We start from the raw sequence: 18040 nt of genomic DNA on the forward strand, positions 1-18040 counted from the left end.
TCGATGGCCAAGCAGGGCAAGCGTCTCCGCAAGATCTCCGAGAGCCTGGATCTCGAGAAGAACTATGGGCTGGCCGAGGCAATCGCCACGGTGAAGTCCAACGCCAATGCGAAGTTTGACGAGACCGTCGAGATCTCGATGAACCTCGGCATCGACCCCCGCCATGCCGACCAGATGGTCCGCGGCGTGGTCGGCCTGCCGAACGGCACCGGCAAGACCGTCCGCGTGGGCGTCTTCGCCCGCGGCCCGAAGGCCGAGGAGGCGCAGGCCGCCGGTGCCGACGTGGTGGGCGCCGAGGACCTGATGGCCGCGGTGCAGGATGGCAAGATCGAGTTCGACCGCTGCATCGCGACCCCGGACATGATGGGCCTCGTTGGCCGCCTCGGTAAGATCCTTGGCCCGCGCGGGCTGATGCCGAACCCGAAGCTCGGCACCGTGACCATGGACGTGAAGGGCGCCGTGACGGCCGCCAAGGCTGGCCAGGTCGAGTTCCGCGCCGAGAAGGCCGGTATCGTCCATGCCGGCATCGGCAAGGCGAGCTTCGAGACCGACAAGCTGCTCGAGAATGCCAAGGCTTTCGTGGACGCCATCCAGCGCGCCCGCCCGGCCGGCTCCAAGGGCACCTATGTGAAGAAGGTCGCGGTGTCCTCCTCCATGGGCCCTGGCCTGAAGGTGGACGTGGCGAGCCTCTCCGCCTGAGTTTGACGCCTCGGGGCTCCGGCCCTGGGGCATGAGATACGCCCGCCCGGCAACGGGCGGGCGGGCAAGGCGGGGAAACCCGCCTGACCTGTCCGAGACCCGATGTGGCCAGCCCTTTCCTGGGGCGGGCCTTGAAGCGAGAGCGCAACGGGGAGACGGGGTGCCAGAGACGATGATCCGCCGGTTTGTTCTGGTGGGCTTGGCTTGGCTTCCGGCTTGAATCTGACAGGCGAACCGGGGTGGCCCCTTCCGGGGCTGCCCCTGCGTGAACCGGCCGGGGCCCCTCCACAAGGCACTGGTTATTCGTAGGAGACGGGAATGGACCGTTCGGAGAAGACTGCGTTCGTCGCCTCCCTCGGTTCGGTGTTCGCCGAAACCTCCTTCGTGCTCGTCGCCCAGAACAATGGGCTGACGGTCGCGGCGGTGGATGATCTGCGACGCCGGATGCGGGCGGCTGGTGCGACGTACAAGGTCGCCAAGAACCGGCTGGCCAATCTCGCCCTCGACGGCACCCGCTTTCAGGGCATCTCGCCGCTGCTGAAGGGTCCGACCGCGCTCGCGTGGTCAAGGGATCCTGTGGCCGTGGCGAAGACCGCCGTGGAGTTCGCCAAGGGTAACGACAAGTTCGTGATCCTGGGCGGGGCACTTGGCACGCAGACCCTCGACGTCAATGGCGTCAGGGCTCTGTCCGAGCTGCCTTCGCTCGAAACGCTGCGGGCGCAGCTCGTGGGTCTTATTCAGACCCCGGCGACGCGCATCGCGGGCGTGCTGCAGGCTCCGGCCGGGCAGCTGGCGCGGGTGTTCAAGGCCTATGCCGACAAGGATGGGTCGACCGAGGGCGCGGAAGCCGCCTGAAACGCCGTATCCCTGGGACGGTTGCCCAAGCCGTGACCGCCCGGGGTTGCAAACATCAAGCCAAGCCATTAAATCGAAGGACACAAAGATATGGCCGATCTCGCGAAGCTCGTCGACGAGCTGTCCAGCCTCACCGTCCTGGAGGCCGCTGAGCTCTCCAAGATGCTCGAGGAGAAGTGGGGCGTCTCCGCCGCGGCGCCTGTCGCCGTGGCTGCCGCGCCGGCCGCTGGCGGCGCTGCCGCTGCGCCTGCCGAAGAGCAGACGGAGTTCACCGTGATCCTGGCCGCCGGTGGCGACAAGAAGATCAACGTGATCAAGGAGATCCGCACGATCACCGGTCTCGGCCTCAAGGAGGCCAAGGACCTGGTCGAGGGCGCTCCGAAGACCGTGAAGGAAGGTGTCTCGAAGGACGAGGCGGAGAAGATCCGCAAGGTCCTCGAGGAGAACGGCGCCAAGGTTGAGGTCAAGTAAGACCCCGACCGACAATCCTCCGGCCTGTTTGGCCGGGGGGACAAGGTGGTTCGAAGGGCCGGGCGGAAACCCTCAGGGTTTCCGCCCGCGCCCGCTTTTCGCCGGATGGCTGGGCCGTCCGGTGGGTTTGCGGGGGGTCGGGGCGCGCGGCGGCGCCCGGACCTCACGTTAGGCGAAGGGACGCAGGGCTGGCATGAACGCGATCTCAAAGGGTTTCGAGGGCAAGGGCTTCACGGGGCGCAAGCGCATCCGCAAGTCTTTCGGGCGACTGCCCGAGGTGGCGCCGATGCCGAACCTCATCGACGTGCAGCGCGCCTCCTATGAGGGTTTCCTCCAGGCCGAGGTCGCGCCGGAGATGCGGGCGAATGCCGGCCTCCAGGAGGTTTTCAAGGGCGTCTTCCCGATCAATGACTTTGCCGGCCGCGGCAGCCTGGAATTCGTGCGCTACGAGTTCGAGGAGGCCAAGTACGACGTGGAGGAGTGCATCCAGCGCGGGCTGACCTATGCCGCCCCGCTGAAGGCCCATCTGCGCCTGATCGTCTGGGACATCGACGAGGACACCGGCAGCCGCTCCATCCGCGACATCAAGGAGCAGGGTGTCTACATGGGCGACATCCCGCTCATGACGGATAACGGCACCTTCATCGTCAACGGGACAGAGCGCGTCATCGTCAGCCAGATGCACCGGTCCCCGGGCGTCTTTTTCGACCACGACAAGGGCAAGACCCATTCCTCGGGCAAGTATCTCTTCGCCGCCCGCGTGATCCCATATCGCGGCTCCTGGCTCGACTTCGAGTTCGACGCCAAGGACATCTGCTACGTGCGCATCGACCGGAAGCGGAAGTTGCCGGCGACGACGCTGCTCTATGCCCTCGACTCCGCCGAGACCCAGGCCAAGCGCGCGGAGCGCGACGCCCCGCTGGAGCCGGGCGAGGTGCGTGGCATGGACGCGCAGGAGATCCTGGCGACTTTCTACGGCCAGGTGGTTTTCGCCCATGGCAAGCAGGGCTGGTCGCGCCCCTATGAGCCGGATGCTTTCCGCGGCCTGAAGCTGACCGAGGATCTGGTGGATGCCGCGACCGGCCAGGTCGTCGCCGCCAAGGACACGAAGCTGAATCCCCGCGCCGCCCGCAAGATCGCGGAAGAGGGCACGAAGGAGGTTCTGGTCAGCCGTCTCGACCTGCTGGGCCGCTTCGTGGCTGAGGATCTGGTGGATATGTCCACCGGTGAGATTCATGCTGAGGCCGGCGAGGAGCTGACTGAGGCGAAGCTCGCCGCAATCGAGGCCGCCGGCTACGACCGTCTGCCGACGCTCGCGATCGACTCCTCCGTGGGCCCCTGGATCCGCAACACGCTCACGGTGGACAAGAACTCCAACCGCGACGATGCCCTGATGGACATCTACCGCGTGATGCGCCCGGGCGAGCCGCCGACGCCGGAGACGGCCGAGACACTGTTCCGTGGCCTGTTCTTCGACGGCGAGCGCTACGACCTCTCGGCCGTCGGCCGGGTGAAGATGAACATGCGCCTCGGTTTCTCCCTGGAGGAGGCGCCGGACACCCTGCGCACCCTCCGCAAGGAGGACATCCTGGCGACCGTCAAGACGCTGCAGGAGCTGAAGGACGGCAAGGGCCAGATCGACGATATCGACAACCTCGGCAACCGCCGGGTGCGTTCGGTCGGCGAGCTGATGGAGAACCAGTACCGCGTCGGCCTGCTCCGCATGGAGCGCGCCATCAAGGAGCGCATGGGCTCCGTCGACATTGACACGGTCATGCCGACGGACCTCATCAACGCCAAGCCGGCGGCGGCCGCAGTGCGCGAGTTCTTCGGCTCCTCCCAGCTGTCCCAGTTCATGGACCAGACCAACCCGCTGTCCGAGGTGACGCATAAGCGCCGCCTCTCGGCGCTTGGCCCGGGCGGTCTGACGCGTGAGCGTGCCGGCTTCGAGGTGCGCGATGTGCACCCGACGCATTACGGCCGCATCTGCCCGATCGAGACGCCGGAAGGCCCGAACATCGGCCTGATCAACTCGCTCGCCACCTTCGCCAAGGTGAATAAGTACGGCTTCATCGAGACGCCGTACCAGATGGTGCGCGACGGCAAGATCACCGGCGAGCCGCGTTACCTCTCCGCTATGGAGGAGGAGAAGCTCGTGGTCGCCCAGGCCGATGCCGAGGTGGACCGCGAGACGGGCGAATTCCGCTCGGATCTCGTCTCCGTGCGCCAGGGTGGCGACTTCCGGCTGGTGAAGCCGGAGGAGGTGACCGCCATCGACGTGTCGCCCAAGCAGCTGGTCTCCGTGGCCGCGGCGCTGATCCCGTTCCTCGAGAACGACGACGCGAACCGCGCGCTCATGGGCTCCAACATGCAGCGCCAGGCGGTGCCGCTGGTGCGCTCCGACGCGCCGCTGGTGGGCACGGGCATGGAGGCTGCGGTCGCCCGCGACTCCGGCGCTTCCATCGTTGCGCGGCGTGATGGCGTGATCGACAGCATCGACGGCGCCCGCATCGTGGTGCGTGCGACGGGCGAGGACGGCACGACTCAGGGCGTGGACATCTACCGCCTGCGGAAGTTCCAGCGCTCCAACCAGTCCACCTGCATCAATCAGCGCCCGCTGGTTCGCGTGGGTGACGAGGTGCGGGGCGGCGACATCATCGCCGACGGTCCGTCCACCGAACTGGGCGAGCTGGCGCTCGGCCGCAACGCGCTCTGCGCCTTCATGCCGTGGAACGGGTACAACTTCGAGGACTCCATCCTGATCAGCGAGCGTATCGCCCAGGATGACGTCTTCACCTCGATCCATATCGACGAGTTCGAGGTCAGCGCCCGCGACACCAAGCTGGGCCAGGAGGAGATCACCCGCGACATCCCGAATGTCGGTGAGGAGGCGCTGCGGAACCTCGACGAGGCCGGCATCGTCTATATCGGCGCCGAGGTGAACCCGGGCGACATCCTGGTGGGCAAGGTGACGCCGAAGGGCGAGAGCCCGATGACGCCGGAGGAAAAGCTCCTCCGCGCCATCTTCGGCGAGAAGGCCTCTGACGTGCGCGACACGTCGCTGCGCCTGCCGCCGGGCGTCGCCGGTACGATCGTCGACGTGCGCGTCTTTTCCCGCCGTGGCGTGGACAAGGACGAGCGCGCCATGGCGATCGAGCGCGCCGAGATCGAGCGTCTGGCCAAGGACCGTGACGACGAGCGCCTGATCCAGGAGCGGTCCTTCACGGGGCGTCTCCGCGAGGTGTTGCTCAACCGCAAGGCGGCTGGCGGCTTCAAGGGCGTGAAGCAGGGCACGGTCATCACCGATGAGGTGCTGGGCGAGTTCAACCGAATGACCTGGCGCCAGATTGGCGTCTCGGACGACGCCGCCCAGGCGCAGCTCGAGGCCCTGAAGCGCGAGTTCGACGCCGCGGTCGAGCGCCTGCAGAAGCGCTTCGAGAGCAAGGTCGAGAAGCTGCAGCGCGGCGACGAGCTGCCTCCCGGCGTGATGAAGATGGTCAAGGTTTTCGTTGCGGTGAAGCGCAAGCTGCAGCCGGGCGACAAGATGGCCGGCCGCCATGGCAACAAGGGCGTGGTCTCCCGCGTCGTGCCGATCGAGGACATGCCGTTCCTCGAGGATGGCACGCCCGTCGACCTCGTACTGAACCCGCTGGGCGTGCCTTCGCGCATGAACATCGGCCAGATCCTCGAGACGCATCTGGGCTGGGCTTGCGCCACGCTCGGCAAGCAGATCGGGGAGGTGGTCGAGGACTACCGCCGCGCCGGTGCTGCCCGCGAGGCGCTGATCGACAAGCTGCGCGACGTCTATGGCGACGAGATCACGGACCGTGACATTGTCAACATGAGCGAAGACCAGCTTCTGGAGCTCGGCGACAACCTGAAGCGTGGCGTGCCGATCGCGACTCCGGTCTTCGACGGTGCCCGCATCTCGGACATCGAGAACATGCTGACGAAGGCGGGGCTCGACACCTCTGGCCAGGTGCAGCTTGTCGATGGCCGGACGGGTGACCTGTTCGAGCGCAAGGTGACCGTCGGCTACATCTACATGCTGAAGCTGCATCACCTGGTGGACGACAAGATCCACGCTCGCTCCATCGGCCCCTACTCGCTCGTCACCCAGCAGCCGCTGGGCGGCAAGGCACAGTTCGGCGGTCAGCGCTTCGGCGAGATGGAGGTCTGGGCGCTGGAAGCCTACGGCGCCGCCTACACGCTGCAGGAGATGCTGACGGTGAAGTCGGACGACGTGTCCGGCCGCACCAAGGTCTATGAGGCGATCGTCCGCGACCAGGACAGCTTCGAGGCCGGCATCCCCGAGAGCTTCAACGTGCTGACCAAGGAACTGAAGTCCCTTGGCCTGAACGTGGACCTCGAGAATCGCGGCAGCTGATTTTCGACCGACAGGATCGCGCCGGCCCCATCCCAGCGGGGCCGGCCGCTGATGTTGCCACGCTTTGCGCGGCAGGCTGGACGTAGAAGGAAGGCCCTATGAACGAGCTGATGAAGATCCTTGGCCAGACAGGCCAGGCCGTCACCTTCGATCAGATCAAGATCACCATTGCGAGCCCGGAGCAGATCCGCTCCTGGTCCTATGGCGAGATCAAGAAGCCCGAGACCATCAATTACCGCACCTTTAAGCCGGAGCGGGATGGGCTTTTCTGCGCGCGCATCTTCGGTCCGATCAAGGACTACGAGTGCCTGTGCGGCAAGTACAAGCGGATGAAGTTCCGCGGCATTATCTGCGAGAAGTGCGGCGTCGAGGTGACGCTGGCCAAGGTGCGCCGCGAGCGAATGGGCCATATCGAGCTGGCCTCACCCGTTGCCCATATCTGGTTCATGAAGTCCCTTCCGAGCCGTGTCGGCCTGATGGTCGATATGTCGCTGAAGGAGCTTGAGAAGGTCCTGTACTTCGAGAGCTATGTGGTTCTCGAGCCGGGACTGACCGACCTCAAGCTGCACCAGCTGCTGACCGAGGACGCCTTCCAGACCAAGCAGGACGAGTTCGGCGAGGACGCCTTCACTGTCGGCATCGGCGCCGAGGCGGTGAAGCAGATGCTCACCGGCATAGACCTGGGCAAGGAGAGCACCCGCCTGCGCGGCGAGCTGAAGGAGACCACCTCCGAGGCCAAGCGCAAGAAGCTGGTGAAACGGCTGAAGCTGATCGAAGCCTTCGGCGAGGGCGGTGCGCGCCCCGAGTGGATGATCCTGGACGTCGTTCCGGTGATCCCGCCCGAGCTGCGCCCCCTGGTTCCGCTGGATGGCGGCCGCTTCGCCACCTCTGACCTGAACGACCTGTACCGCCGCGTCATCAACCGCAACAACCGCCTGAAGCGTCTGATCGAACTGCGCGCGCCGGACATCATCGTCCGTAACGAGAAGCGCATGCTGCAGGAGGCCGTCGATGCGCTGTTCGACAACGGCCGCCGTGGCCGCGCCATCACGGGTGCCAACAAGCGCCCGCTGAAGTCGCTTTCCGACATGCTGAAGGGCAAGCAGGGCCGGTTCCGCCAGAACCTGCTCGGCAAGCGCGTCGACTACTCCGGCCGTTCGGTGATCGTGGTCGGTCCCGAGCTGAAGCTGCACCAGTGCGGCCTGCCGAAGAAGATGGCGCTCGAGCTGTTCAAGCCCTTCATCTACTCGAAGCTCGAGAAGTATGGCCACGCCACCACCATCAAGGCCGCCAAGCGGATGGTGGAGAAGGAGCGTCCCGAGGTGTGGGACATCCTCGAGGAGGTGATCCGCGAGCACCCGGTGATGCTGAACCGGGCGCCGACGCTGCACCGGCTGGGCATCCAGGCCTTCGAGCCCATCCTCGTCGAGGGCAAGGCAATCCAGCTGCATCCGCTGGTCTGCACTGCCTTCAATGCGGACTTCGACGGCGACCAGATGGCCGTGCACGTCCCGCTGAGCCTCGAGGCCCAGCTGGAAGCGCGCGTGCTGATGATGTCCACCAACAACATCCTCAGCCCCGCCAACGGCAAGCCGATCATCGTGCCGTCGCAGGATATCGTGCTCGGCCTCTATTATCTGAGCCTGGAGACGCCGGAGTTCCGGACGGACAAGGCGAAGATCGAGACGATGCGCGAACTTATCAGCGCGGCCTCCGGCAAGACGGCTGCGGAGCTCACCGACGAGGTGCGCAAGGCGCTCTCCTTCCGCCCCACCGTCTTCGACGGTCTGGGCGAGGTGGAGCAGGCCCTGGCGGGCGGTACGGTGACGCTGCACACGGCGATCCTCGCTGCCGTGCCGTCCTTCAAGGACGGCAAGCCGAGCCGCGAGACGGTCATCACCACCCCGGGCCGGCTGATGATGGGCTCCCTGCTGCCGCATCATCCGAACGTGCCCTATTCGATCATCAACCGGCAGCTGACCAAGCGCAGCATCTCTGACGTGATCGACGCAGTGTACCGGCATTGCGGCCAGAAGGAGTCGGTGATCTTCGCCGACCGCCTGATGGGCCTCGGCTTCCGCAATGCGGCGAAGGCGGGCATCTCCTTCGGCAAGGACGACATGATGATCCCGGCGTCCAAGGCCGAGATGATCGACCGCACCAAGGGCGAGGTGAAGGAGTTCGAGCAGCAGTATCTCGATGGCCTGATCACGGCCGGCGAGCGCTACAACAAGGTAGTGGACGCCTGGTCGCGTGCGACCGAGGAGGTCGCCGGCGCGATGATGAAGGAGATCTCCCGCCAGGAAGTGGGCAAGCAGACCAACTCGGTCTGGATGATGTCCCACTCCGGTGCGCGTGGGTCGCCGGCGCAGATGCGTCAGCTCGCGGGTATGCGCGGCCTGATGGCCAAACCTTCGGGCGAGATCATCGAGCAGCCGATCATCTCGAACTTCAAGGAAGGCCTGACCGTTCTCGAGTACTTCAACTCCACCCACGGTGCCCGTAAGGGCCTCGCGGATACGGCGCTGAAGACCGCGAACTCGGGCTACCTGACCCGCCGCCTCGTGGACGTGGCGCAGGACTGCATCATCGTCGATCCGGATTGCGGCACGGAGCGCGGCATCACGGTTCGCGCCGTGATGGACGGGGGCGAGGTCGTCTCCTCCCTTTCCGAGCGTATCCTGGGCCGGACGGTGCAGCGCGACATCGCCAACCCTGAGACGGGCGAGATGATCGCGCCGCGCAACACGCTGGTGGATGAGGTGCTGGCTGACGCGGTTGAGCAGTCTGGAGTGGAGGAGGTCTATATCCGCTCCGTCCTGACCTGCGATGCGCGGCAGGGCGTCTGCGGCATGTGCTACGGCCGCGACCTGGCCCGTGGCACGCCCGTGAACGTCGGCGAGGCGGTCGGTGTCATCGCCGCCCAGTCCATCGGCGAGCCGGGCACGCAGCTGACCATGCGCACCTTCCACATCGGCGGCGCCGCCCAGCGCTCCGCGGAGCAGGCGCATGTCGAGGCGACGAGCGACGGCACGGCCAAGGTCGTCAACAAGCAGGTTGTGACGAACAGCGACGGCGTCTCGATCGTCATGAGCCGCAACTGCGAAATCGTGCTGAGCGATGCGCAGGGGCGTGAGCGGGCGCGCTACCGCGTGCCCTACGGTGCTCGCCTGCTGATCGGCGACACGGCGGAGGTCACGCGCGCCCAGAAGCTGGCCGAATGGGACCCCTTCACCCTGCCGATCATGATCGACCGTGCGGGTGTCGTTGAATACGCCGACCTTATCGAGGGCTTCACCCTTTACGAGGAGACGGACCCGGTGACGGGGCTGACCTCGAAGGTGGTGCGCGAGCCGGTCGAGCGGGCCAAGAATGCCAATCTCCGCCCCAGTATCGTGCTGCGGGAAGGCGGGAAGGTGGTGGCGCAGTTCGCGCTGCAGCCGGCCTCCATCCTGAACGTGGAGAATGGCGCGACGGTCCATGCGGGCGACATCATCGCCCGCCTGCCGCGCGAATCCTCCAAGACTCGCGACATCACCGGCGGCTTGCCGCGCGTCGCGGAGCTCTTCGAGGCCCGCCGGCCCAAGGATGCCGCCATCATCAGCGACATCGACGGGCGGGTGGAGTTCGGCAAGGACTATAAGGCCAAGCGCCGCATCGTGGTGGTACCGGACGCCGTCGGCGACGAGCAGCCGACTCCCCGCGAGTATCTGGTGCCCAAGGGCAAGCACGTCTCCGTCCAGGAGGGCGACTATGTCCGGTCCGGTGATCCGCTGGTGGACGGCCCCCGCGTGCCGCACGACATCCTGCGCGTGCTCGGTGTCGAGGCTCTGGCGAACTACCTCGTGAACGAGATCCAGGACGTCTATCGACTGCAGGGCGTGAAGATCAACGACAAGCACATCGAGGTGATCGTTCGCCAGATGCTGCAGAAGGTCGAGATCCTCGAGCCCGGCGACACGACTTACCTGATCGGCGAGCAGGTGGACCGCATCGAGTTCGACATCGAGAACGAGAAGCGGCTGGCGGCGAAGGAGCGGCCCGCCCGGGCCGAGCCGGTGCTCCAGGGCATCACCAAGGCCAGCTTGCAGACCAACTCCTTCATCTCGGCCGCCTCCTTCCAGGAGACGACCCGGGTGCTCACTGAGGCGGCTGTGGCCGGCAAGGTGGACCGCCTCGAGGGGCTGAAGGAGAACGTGATCGTCGGGCGCCTGATCCCGGCGGGAACAGGCTCGGTCATGAACCGTCTGCGCGCGCTGGCGGCCCAGCGGGACAAGGGGCGCCTGCCGGCCTCCCAGCCCGCCCTGCCGGGCGGCGACCAGCAGGCGGCGGAGTAGCTATATATAAGGTGTCCGGGCGGCCTCAGGGGCGCCCGGGCGGGCTTCGGACGGGGCAGGGGGCAGCAACCTCGGCTCCGGCCATTTCCAAGGGCCCTAAAGCGCTTGACTCATGGGGTGAGGGGGGGTACGTGTCCGGCCCTCCACGAACCCCATCGGCAGCGCCACGGGTTCGAACGAGTTTGGACGACCATTCAGCGTCGCCGATGCCTCCGCCCCAGATTGAAGCCTAGCTTCGGTGGGCGGGCCAGGCCGGGGGCGGGAAGTAGCCCGCAGGGCCGCATATGCGGCTTGGCGGGCGCCTTCGCTTGGATGCGGATTGGTCAGCCACAGAGACGGGTCACGAAGGGGCGTCATGCCGACGATCAACCAGCTTATCGCGCAGGGGCGCGAGCCGAAGCCGAGCCGCAACAAGGTGCCGGCCCTGCAGAGCTGCCCCCAGAAGCGCGGTGTCTGCACACGGGTTTACACCACCACGCCGAAGAAGCCGAACTCGGCTCTTCGTAAGGTCGCCAAGGTGCGCCTGACGAACGGCTACGAGGTGGTGAGCTACATCCCGGGTGAGGGGCACAACCTTCAGGAGCACTCGGTCGTCCTGATCCGCGGTGGCCGCGTGAAGGACCTTCCGGGCGTTCGCTACCACATTCTGCGCGGCGTGCTCGACACTCAGGGCATCGCCAAGCGTCGCCAGCGGCGTTCGCTGTACGGCGCCAAGCGGCCGAAGTGAGGAACTGAGAGATGTCGCGTCGCCATCGCGCAGAGAAGCGCGAAGTCCTGCCGGACCCGAAGTTTGGGGACGTCGTGCTCAGCCGTTTCATGAACGTGCTCATGTATGACGGCAAGAAGAGCACCGCCGAAGGGATCGTCTACGGCGCCATGGATACCCTGAAGCGTCGTGGCGGCCCGCAAGCCGACCCGCTGCGGGTGTTCCATGAAGCCATGGACAATGTGAAGCCGGCCGTTGAGGTGCGCTCTCGCCGGGTCGGCGGTGCCACCTACCAGGTGCCGGTCGAGGTTCGCCCGGAGCGTCGCCAGGCTCTGGCGATCCGCTGGCTTATCGAGTCCGCCCGCAAGCGCGGCGAGCATACGATGGAAGACCGCCTCTCTGCCGAGCTGATGGACGCGGCCAACAACCGCGGGTCCGCCGTCAAGAAGCGCGAAGATACGCACCGGATGGCAGAGGCCAACAAGGCCTTCAGCCATTATCGCTGGTAACCCCTAGAAGACCCATCCGGGCAGAGGCACGACAATGGCGAAGGCGAAGTTCGAGCGGAACAAGCCGCACTGCAACATCGGGACGATCGGCCATGTGGACCATGGCAAGACGTCTTTGACGGCTGCGATCACGAAGGTTCTGGCGAAGTCGGGCGGTGCGTCCTTCACGGCCTATGACCAGATCGACAAGGCTCCCGAGGAGCGGGCGCGCGGCATCACGATCTCGACGGCGCATGTCGAGTACGAGACGGCCAACCGCCACTACGCCCATGTGGACTGCCCCGGCCACGCCGACTACGTGAAGAACATGATCACGGGTGCGGCGCAGATGGACGGCGCGATCCTGGTGGTGTCGGCGGCTGACGGCCCGATGCCGCAGACCCGCGAGCACATCCTGCTGGCCCGCCAGGTCGGTGTGCCGGCGCTGGTGGTGTTCCTGAACAAGGTCGACATGGCCGATCCCGACCTGCTGGAGCTGGTCGAGATGGAAGTACGTGAGCTGCTCTCCTCCTATCAGTTCCCGGGCGACGACATCCCGATCATCCACGGCTCGGCGCTGATGGCGCTCGAGGACAAGCAGCCGGAGATCGGCGAGCAGGCGATCCTGAAGCTGATGGAGGCGGTCGACGCCTACATCCCGCAGCCGGAGCGCGCGGTGGACCGTCCGTTCCTGATGCCGGTGGAGGACGTGTTCTCCATCTCGGGCCGTGGCACGGTGGTGACCGGTCGCGTCGAGCGCGGCATCATCAAGGTGGGCGAGGAAGTCGAGATCGTCGGGCTGAAGGACACCGTGAAGACGACGGTGACCGGCGTCGAGATGTTCCGCAAGCTGCTGGACAGCGGCATGGCGGGCGACAACATCGGCGCGCTGCTGCGCGGCACGAAGCGCGAGGACGTGGAGCGCGGCCAGGTTCTGGCGGCCCCGAACTCGATCAAGCCGCACAGCAAGTTCAAGGCCGAGGCGTATGTGCTGACGAAGGAGGAGGGTGGCCGTCACACGCCGTTCTTCACCAACTATCGCCCGCAGTTCTACTTCCGCACGACCGACGTGACGGGCGTGGTGCAGCTGCCGGAAGGCGTCGAGATGGTCATGCCGGGCGACAACGTGTCGATGAGCGTCGAGCTGATCGCCCCGATCGCCATGGATGAAGGCCTGCGCTTCGCCATCCGCGAGGGTGGCCGCACCGTCGGCGCCGGCGTCGTCGCGAGCATCGAGAAGTAAGATGGCCGGCGACGCCCAGAATATCCGGATCCGCCTCAAGGCGTTCGATCACCGCGTGCTGGATGGCAGCACGCGGGAGATCGTGAACACCGCGAAGCGGACCGGTGCTCGGGTGCGGGGTCCTATCCCGCTTCCGACCCACATCGAGCGGTTCACCGTGAACCGTTCCCCGCATGTCGATAAGAAGTCGCGCGAGCAGTTCGAGATCCGGACCCATCGCCGCCTTCTGGACATCGTCGACCCCACTCCGCAGACCGTGGACGCGCTGATGAAGCTCGACCTGGCCTCCGGTGTGGACGTCGAGATCAAGATCTGAGTCTGAGGGGCGCATACACCATGGCCGCGAAAGATGGCCGCACTGGCCTGATCGCCCGGAAGCTGGGCATGTCCCGGCTCTTCAACGAGGACGGCTCCACCGTGCCGGTGACGCTGCTGCACGTGGATGACGTTCGCGTCGTGGCGGTGCGCTCCACCGACAAGGACGGGTACACGGCTGTCCAGCTCGGCGCAGGGCACGCCAAGCCAAAGAACGTTTCGAAGCCGAACCGCGCACACTTTGCCAAGTCTGGCGTTGAGGCGCCGGCAAAGGTGATCGAGTTCCGCACGGCTGACGATGCGGTGCTGGAGGCGGGCGCGAAGCTCTCCCCTGCGCACTTCGTGAAGGGCCAAAAGATCGACGTAACGGGGATCACGAAGGGCAAGGGGTTTGCCGGCGCGATGAAGCGCTGGAACTTCTCGGGCCTCGAGGCCTCTCACGGCGTGTCGATTAGCCACCGTTCCCACGGATCGACCGGTAACCGTCAGGATCCGGGCAAGGTCTTCAAGAACAAGAAGATGGCTGGCCATCTCGGCGTCGAGCGTGTCACCACCCAGAACCTGGAAGTGGCGGGCGTCGACATTGAGAAGGGTCTGCTTTTCGTGAAGGGCGCCGTTCCCGGTTCCGCGAATGGCTGGGTGATGGTGCGCGACGCCGTGAAGCGGAAGCGCCATGCCGACGCGCCGTATCCGACGGCGTCGGCTTGAGGATCGGGTGATGCAGGTGAAGGTCATCACGCTCGACAACGCCGAGGCCGGCGAGATCGAGCTCCCCTCCGAGGTGTTTGGCGCCGAGCCGCGCGCCGACATCATGGCGCGGGTCGTGCACTGGCAGCTCGCGAAGCGCCGCGCCGGGACGCATAAGGTGAAGGGTCTAGGCGAGGTCTCCGGGACCACCAAGAAGCCCTACCGCCAGAAGGGCACGGGTAACGCCCGCCAGGGTTCGCTCCGCGCGCCGCAGTTCCGCGGCGGTGGTGCGGTCCACGGCCCGGTCGTGCGCAGCCACGAATACAGCCTGCCGAAGAAGGTCCGGAAGCTGGGCCTGATCAGCGCGCTGAGCGAGAAGGCCGCGACCGGCAAGCTGGTGGTGCTCGACGCCGCGGCGCCGGGTGAGGCCGCCAAGACGAAGACCCTCGCCGCCCAGGTCAAGGCCCTCGGATGGACCAGCGCGCTGGTGTTCGATGCCACCCCGGATGAGGGGCTGGTCCGCGCTGCGCGGAACCTGCCGAAGATCCAGGTGATGCCGACGGTCGGCGCCAATGTGTACGACATCGTCCGCCACGACGTGCTCGTGGTTACCCGGGCGGGTGTCGAGGCCCTGAAGGAGCGTCTGTCGTGAGCGAGGCGCAGACCAAGAAGCCGGTCATCTCGCAGGAGCGGATGTACCAGATCGTCGTGGCCCCGGTTATCACCGAGAAGGCGACCATCCTGAACGAGACCGGTCAGGTCACGTTCAAGGTGACGTTGGACGCGACGAAGCCTGAGATCAAGGCCGCCGTCGAGGGTCTCTTCGGCGTGAACGTCACCGCCGTGAACACGGTGGTGGTGAAGGGCAAGTCCAAGCGGTTCCGCGGCCGTCCTGGCCAGCGGTCCGATTGGAAGAAGGCGATCGTCAGCCTGGCCGAGGGCCAGAGCATCGATCTGACGACGGGGCTCGCGTAAGCCATGGCGCTGAAGCATTTTAATCCGGTCACCCCTAGCCTCCGCGGGACTGTCCTCGTTGACAAGTCCGAGCTGTGGAAGGGCAAGCCGGTCAAGCAGCTGACGGAGGGCAAGAGCCACTCCGGCGGCCGCAACAATCATGGCCGCACGACGGTCCGGTTCCGGGGCGGTGGACACAAGCAGTCCTACCGCTATGTCGACTTCAAGCGCCGCACGAAGTTCAACGTGCCCGCGACGGTCGAGCGGCTGGAATACGACCCGAACCGTACCGCCTGGATCGCGCTCCTGAAGTACGAAGATGGTGAGCTGTCCTACATTATCGCGCCGCAGCGCTTGAAGGCGGGCGACACGGTGATTGCGGGCGACCGCGTAGACATCAAGCCGGGCAACGCGATGCCATTGGCCTCCATCCCCGTGGGCACAATCGTGCACGCGCTGGAGATGAAGCCGGGCGCCGGTGCGAAGATTGCCCGTTCGGCTGGCACCTACTGCCAGCTGGTCGGCAAGGACGCGGGCTACGCCCAGGTCAAGCTGATGTCTGGCGAGGTGCGGCTTCTCCGTGCCGAGTGCCTGGCATCCATCGGCGCGGTGTCCAACCCGGACAACTCCAATCAGCAGCTCGGCAAGGCTGGGCGCAGGCGCTGGATGGGCTTCCGTCCGCATAACCGCGGTGTCGTCATGAACCCGGTCGATCACCCGCATGGTGGTGGTGAGGGCCGGACCTCGGGCGGTCGCCATCCGGTCACGCCGTGGGGCAAGCCGACCAAGGGTTACAAGACCCGCACCAACAAGCGCACGGATCGTCTCATCGTCCGTCGGCGCACCGCGAAGAAGGGCTGACCGCGATGTCGCGCAGCGTATGGAAGGGGCCGTTCGTCGACGGCTACCTGCTGAACAAGGCGGAGACGGCGCGGAACTCCGGCCGGAACGAGGTCATCAAGATCTGGTCCCGCCGCAGCACGATCCTGCCGCAGTTCGTCGGGCTGGTCTTCGGTGTCTACAACGGCAAGAAGTTCATCCCCGTCCAAGTGTCCGAGAACATGGTGGGTCACAAGTTCGGCGAGTTCTCGCCGACGCGTACCTTCACCGGCCACTCGTCGGACAAGAAGGCGAAGCGGGGCTGATCCGATGAGCAAGCCGAAGCACGAGCGGAGCCTCGCCGAGACCGAGGCGCAGGCCGTGACGCGGAATATCCGCGTCTCGCCGCGCAAGCTGAACCTGGCCGCCGGCCTCATCCGTGGGCGCGCCGCCTCGGATGCCGTTGCCGTGCTGACCTTCAGCAAGCGTCGTATTTCCGACACGGTGAAGAAGACGCTCGAGAGCGCCATCGCCAACGCCGAGAACAATCACAGCCTCGATGTCGACAAGCTAGTGGTTGCGCGCGTGGAAGTGGGCCGTTCGATTGTCATGAAGCGCTTCCAGGCGCGCGGCCGCGGCAAGGCCGCCCGCGTCGAGAAGTGGTTCAGCCACCTGAAGATCGTCGTCGCCGAGCAGCAGCCGGCGCCGGTGGCCGAGGAGGCCGCGTAAGATGGGTCATAAAGTCAATCCGATCGGGCTCCGGCTCGGCATCAATCGCACTTGGGACAGCCGCTGGTATGCCGGCGACGCCGACTATGCCGGCCTGCTCCATGACGACCTGAAGCTGCGCAAGACGCTGCGCGATCGCCTCAAGGGCGCCGGCGTGGCCAAGGTCGTGATCGAGCGTCCGGCCAAGAAGCCCCGCGTGACGATCCATGCCGCCCGCCCGGGCGTCGTGATCGGCAAGAAGGGCGCCGACATCGAGGTGCTGCGCAAGGACCTGGCCAAGATGGCCGGTGCCGAGGTGGCGCTGAACATCGTCGAGATCCGCAAGCCGGAGCTGGATGCCACGCTGGTGGCTGAGAGCATCGCGCAGCAGCTGGAGCGCCGCGTGGCTTTCCGTCGCGCCATGAAGCGCGCCGTGCAGTCCGCGATGCGGCTCGGCGCCGGCGGCATCCGTATCAACTGCGGTGGTCGCCTGGGCGGCGCGGAGATTGCGCGCATGGAGTGGTACCGCGAGGGCCGCGTGCCCCTGCACACGCTCCGTGCCGATATCGACTTCGGTGTGGCGACCGCGAAGACCACCTATGGCACCTGTGGTGTGAAGGTATGGATCTTCAAGGGCGAGGTTATGGCGCACGACCCGATGGCGCAGGACAAGCGCGCCGCCGAGCAGGCGCCGCAGCGCTGAGCGACGGGCTGAGGAACACGTAACATGTTGTCGCCGAAGCGCACGACGTATCGTAAGGCCCACAAGGGCCGCATCAAGGGGCTGGCCAAGGGCGGTTTCACCCTGTCCTTCGGCGGCTACGGCCTGAAGGCGCTGGAGCCGGAGCGGGTGACCGCCCGGCAGATCGAGGCGGCTCGCCGCGCGATCACCCGCGCCATGAAGCGCCAGGGGCGCGTGTGGATCCGGATCTTTCCGGACCTGCCCGTGTCCACGAAGCCCGCGGAAGTCCGCATGGGTTCGGGCAAGGGCGCGCCCGAGTACTGGGTGGCTCGGATCAAGCCGGGTCGCATCATGTTCGAGATCGACGGCGTGAGCCAGGAGACGGCGCGTGAGGCGCTGGCCCTCGGTGCCGCCAAGCTGCCGATCAAGACGAAGGTCGTGGCCCGTTTGGGCGCGGCGGAGGCCTGAAGGCGATGACGAAGATCGCGGATGTCCGCGGCAAGACCCCGGACGAGCTGAAGACCATGCTGCTCGACCTGCGGAAGGAGCAGTTCAACCTGCGCTTTCAGCGGGCTACCGGTCAGCTTGAGGCGGTTGGGCGTATCCGGGCTGTGCGCCGGGACATCGCCCGTGTTAAGACGGTGCTGGGCCAGCAGGCCCGCGCTTCCCAGAAGTCCTGAGAGAGGAGA

18 protein-coding genes are annotated in these 18040 nt (G+C 66.2%); all 18 read left to right on the top strand.

Annotated elements, in window-relative coordinates; genetic code table 11:
* Positions 1-3: 3 nt before the first annotated feature.
* Positions 4-699, top strand: coding sequence for a 50S ribosomal protein L1 (rplA, locus tag GSE44_RS06485; protein WP_159347991.1), 696 nt, complete (start codon positions 4-6; stop codon positions 697-699).
* Positions 700-1017: 318 nt separating this feature from the next.
* Positions 1018-1554 carry a 50S ribosomal protein L10 gene (gene rplJ, locus GSE44_RS06490; protein ID WP_159347992.1) on the top strand — a complete coding sequence of 179 codons (537 nt, stop codon included), beginning with the start codon at positions 1018-1020 and terminating at the stop codon, positions 1552-1554.
* Positions 1555-1644: 90 nt separating this feature from the next.
* Positions 1645-2025: a 50S ribosomal protein L7/L12 gene (gene rplL / locus GSE44_RS06495; RefSeq protein WP_159347993.1), complete on the top strand. Its 381-nt coding sequence runs from the start codon at positions 1645-1647 to the stop codon at positions 2023-2025.
* A gap of 193 nt (positions 2026-2218) precedes the next feature.
* Positions 2219-6412 (top strand): DNA-directed RNA polymerase subunit beta, encoded by a 4194-nt coding sequence (gene rpoB / locus GSE44_RS06500; protein WP_159347994.1) that lies wholly within the window; start codon positions 2219-2221, stop codon positions 6410-6412.
* A gap of 98 nt (positions 6413-6510) precedes the next feature.
* Positions 6511-10749 (top strand): DNA-directed RNA polymerase subunit beta', encoded by a 4239-nt coding sequence (rpoC, locus tag GSE44_RS06505; protein WP_159347995.1) that lies wholly within the window; start codon positions 6511-6513, stop codon positions 10747-10749.
* 355 nt (positions 10750-11104) lie between these two features.
* Positions 11105-11476 carry a 30S ribosomal protein S12 gene (gene rpsL, locus GSE44_RS06510; protein WP_073139794.1) on the top strand — a complete coding sequence of 124 codons (372 nt, stop codon included), beginning with the start codon at positions 11105-11107 and terminating at the stop codon, positions 11474-11476.
* A gap of 11 nt (positions 11477-11487) precedes the next feature.
* Positions 11488-11964 carry a 30S ribosomal protein S7 gene (gene rpsG, locus GSE44_RS06515; RefSeq protein WP_159347996.1) on the top strand — a complete coding sequence of 159 codons (477 nt, stop codon included), beginning with the start codon at positions 11488-11490 and terminating at the stop codon, positions 11962-11964.
* A 34-nt stretch (positions 11965-11998) separates the two neighbouring features.
* Positions 11999-13186 carry an elongation factor Tu gene (gene tuf / locus GSE44_RS06520; RefSeq protein ID WP_159347984.1) on the top strand — a complete coding sequence of 396 codons (1188 nt, stop codon included), beginning with the start codon at positions 11999-12001 and terminating at the stop codon, positions 13184-13186.
* A 1-nt stretch (position 13187) separates the two neighbouring features.
* On the top strand, positions 13188-13502 hold the full coding sequence (gene rpsJ / locus GSE44_RS06525; protein ID WP_159347997.1) for a 30S ribosomal protein S10: 315 nt from the start codon (positions 13188-13190) through the stop codon (positions 13500-13502).
* Between the two features lie 20 nt (positions 13503-13522).
* Positions 13523-14209 (top strand): 50S ribosomal protein L3, encoded by a 687-nt coding sequence (gene rplC / locus GSE44_RS06530; RefSeq protein WP_159347998.1) that lies wholly within the window; start codon positions 13523-13525, stop codon positions 14207-14209.
* Positions 14210-14219: 10 nt separating this feature from the next.
* Positions 14220-14840 (top strand): 50S ribosomal protein L4, encoded by a 621-nt coding sequence (rplD, locus tag GSE44_RS06535; protein WP_159347999.1) that lies wholly within the window; start codon positions 14220-14222, stop codon positions 14838-14840.
* A 26-nt stretch (positions 14841-14866) separates the two neighbouring features.
* Positions 14867-15163: a 50S ribosomal protein L23 gene (locus GSE44_RS06540; protein ID WP_457852160.1), complete on the top strand. Its 297-nt coding sequence runs from the start codon at positions 14867-14869 to the stop codon at positions 15161-15163.
* Positions 15164-15166: 3 nt separating this feature from the next.
* Entirely contained in the window at positions 15167-16003 is an 837-nt protein-coding gene (gene rplB, locus GSE44_RS06545; RefSeq protein ID WP_159348000.1) for a 50S ribosomal protein L2, read from the top strand.
* Between the two features lie 5 nt (positions 16004-16008).
* Entirely contained in the window at positions 16009-16287 is a 279-nt protein-coding gene (gene rpsS, locus GSE44_RS06550) for a 30S ribosomal protein S19 (RefSeq protein ID WP_159348001.1), read from the top strand.
* A 4-nt stretch (positions 16288-16291) separates the two neighbouring features.
* Positions 16292-16690: a 50S ribosomal protein L22 gene (gene rplV, locus GSE44_RS06555; RefSeq protein WP_073130838.1), complete on the top strand. Its 399-nt coding sequence runs from the start codon at positions 16292-16294 to the stop codon at positions 16688-16690.
* 1 nt (position 16691) lies between these two features.
* Positions 16692-17372, top strand: a complete 681-nt coding sequence (rpsC, locus tag GSE44_RS06560; RefSeq protein WP_159348002.1) for a 30S ribosomal protein S3 — start codon at positions 16692-16694, stop codon at positions 17370-17372.
* 24 nt (positions 17373-17396) lie between these two features.
* On the top strand, positions 17397-17819 hold the full coding sequence (rplP, locus tag GSE44_RS06565) for a 50S ribosomal protein L16 (protein WP_159348003.1): 423 nt from the start codon (positions 17397-17399) through the stop codon (positions 17817-17819).
* A gap of 5 nt (positions 17820-17824) precedes the next feature.
* Positions 17825-18031: a 50S ribosomal protein L29 gene (gene rpmC / locus GSE44_RS06570; protein WP_159348004.1), complete on the top strand. Its 207-nt coding sequence runs from the start codon at positions 17825-17827 to the stop codon at positions 18029-18031.
* Positions 18032-18040 lie beyond the last annotated feature (9 nt).

This window comes from Muricoccus harenae (genome assembly GCF_009848505.1).
Classification (GTDB): domain Bacteria; phylum Pseudomonadota; class Alphaproteobacteria; order Acetobacterales; family Acetobacteraceae; genus Roseomonas; species Roseomonas harenae.

Bases quoted from the DNA above. Each gene is read 5' to 3' on its own strand.
- tuf (WP_159347984.1), top strand. From the start codon at position 11,999: ATGGCGAAGGCGAAGTTCGAGCGGAACAAGCCGCACTGCAACATCGGG.
- rplV (WP_073130838.1), top strand. From the start codon at position 16,292: ATGAGCAAGCCGAAGCACGAGCGGAGCCTCGCCGAGACCGAGGCGCAG.
- rpsS (WP_159348001.1), top strand. From the start codon at position 16,009: ATGTCGCGCAGCGTATGGAAGGGGCCGTTCGTCGACGGCTACCTGCTG.
- rplP (WP_159348003.1), top strand. From the start codon at position 17,397: ATGTTGTCGCCGAAGCGCACGACGTATCGTAAGGCCCACAAGGGCCGC.
- rpsL (WP_073139794.1), top strand. From the start codon at position 11,105: ATGCCGACGATCAACCAGCTTATCGCGCAGGGGCGCGAGCCGAAGCCG.
- rplD (WP_159347999.1), top strand. From the start codon at position 14,220: ATGCAGGTGAAGGTCATCACGCTCGACAACGCCGAGGCCGGCGAGATC.
- rpsC (WP_159348002.1), top strand. From the start codon at position 16,692: ATGGGTCATAAAGTCAATCCGATCGGGCTCCGGCTCGGCATCAATCGC.
- rplL (WP_159347993.1), top strand. From the start codon at position 1,645: ATGGCCGATCTCGCGAAGCTCGTCGACGAGCTGTCCAGCCTCACCGTC.
- rplJ (WP_159347992.1), top strand. From the start codon at position 1,018: ATGGACCGTTCGGAGAAGACTGCGTTCGTCGCCTCCCTCGGTTCGGTG.
- rplB (WP_159348000.1), top strand. From the start codon at position 15,167: ATGGCGCTGAAGCATTTTAATCCGGTCACCCCTAGCCTCCGCGGGACT.
- rplA (WP_159347991.1), top strand. From the start codon at position 4: ATGGCCAAGCAGGGCAAGCGTCTCCGCAAGATCTCCGAGAGCCTGGAT.
- rpoB (WP_159347994.1), top strand. From the start codon at position 2,219: ATGAACGCGATCTCAAAGGGTTTCGAGGGCAAGGGCTTCACGGGGCGC.
- rplC (WP_159347998.1), top strand. From the start codon at position 13,523: ATGGCCGCGAAAGATGGCCGCACTGGCCTGATCGCCCGGAAGCTGGGC.
- rpsG (WP_159347996.1), top strand. From the start codon at position 11,488: ATGTCGCGTCGCCATCGCGCAGAGAAGCGCGAAGTCCTGCCGGACCCG.
- rpoC (WP_159347995.1), top strand. From the start codon at position 6,511: ATGAACGAGCTGATGAAGATCCTTGGCCAGACAGGCCAGGCCGTCACC.
- rpmC (WP_159348004.1), top strand. From the start codon at position 17,825: ATGACGAAGATCGCGGATGTCCGCGGCAAGACCCCGGACGAGCTGAAG.
- rpsJ (WP_159347997.1), top strand. From the start codon at position 13,188: ATGGCCGGCGACGCCCAGAATATCCGGATCCGCCTCAAGGCGTTCGAT.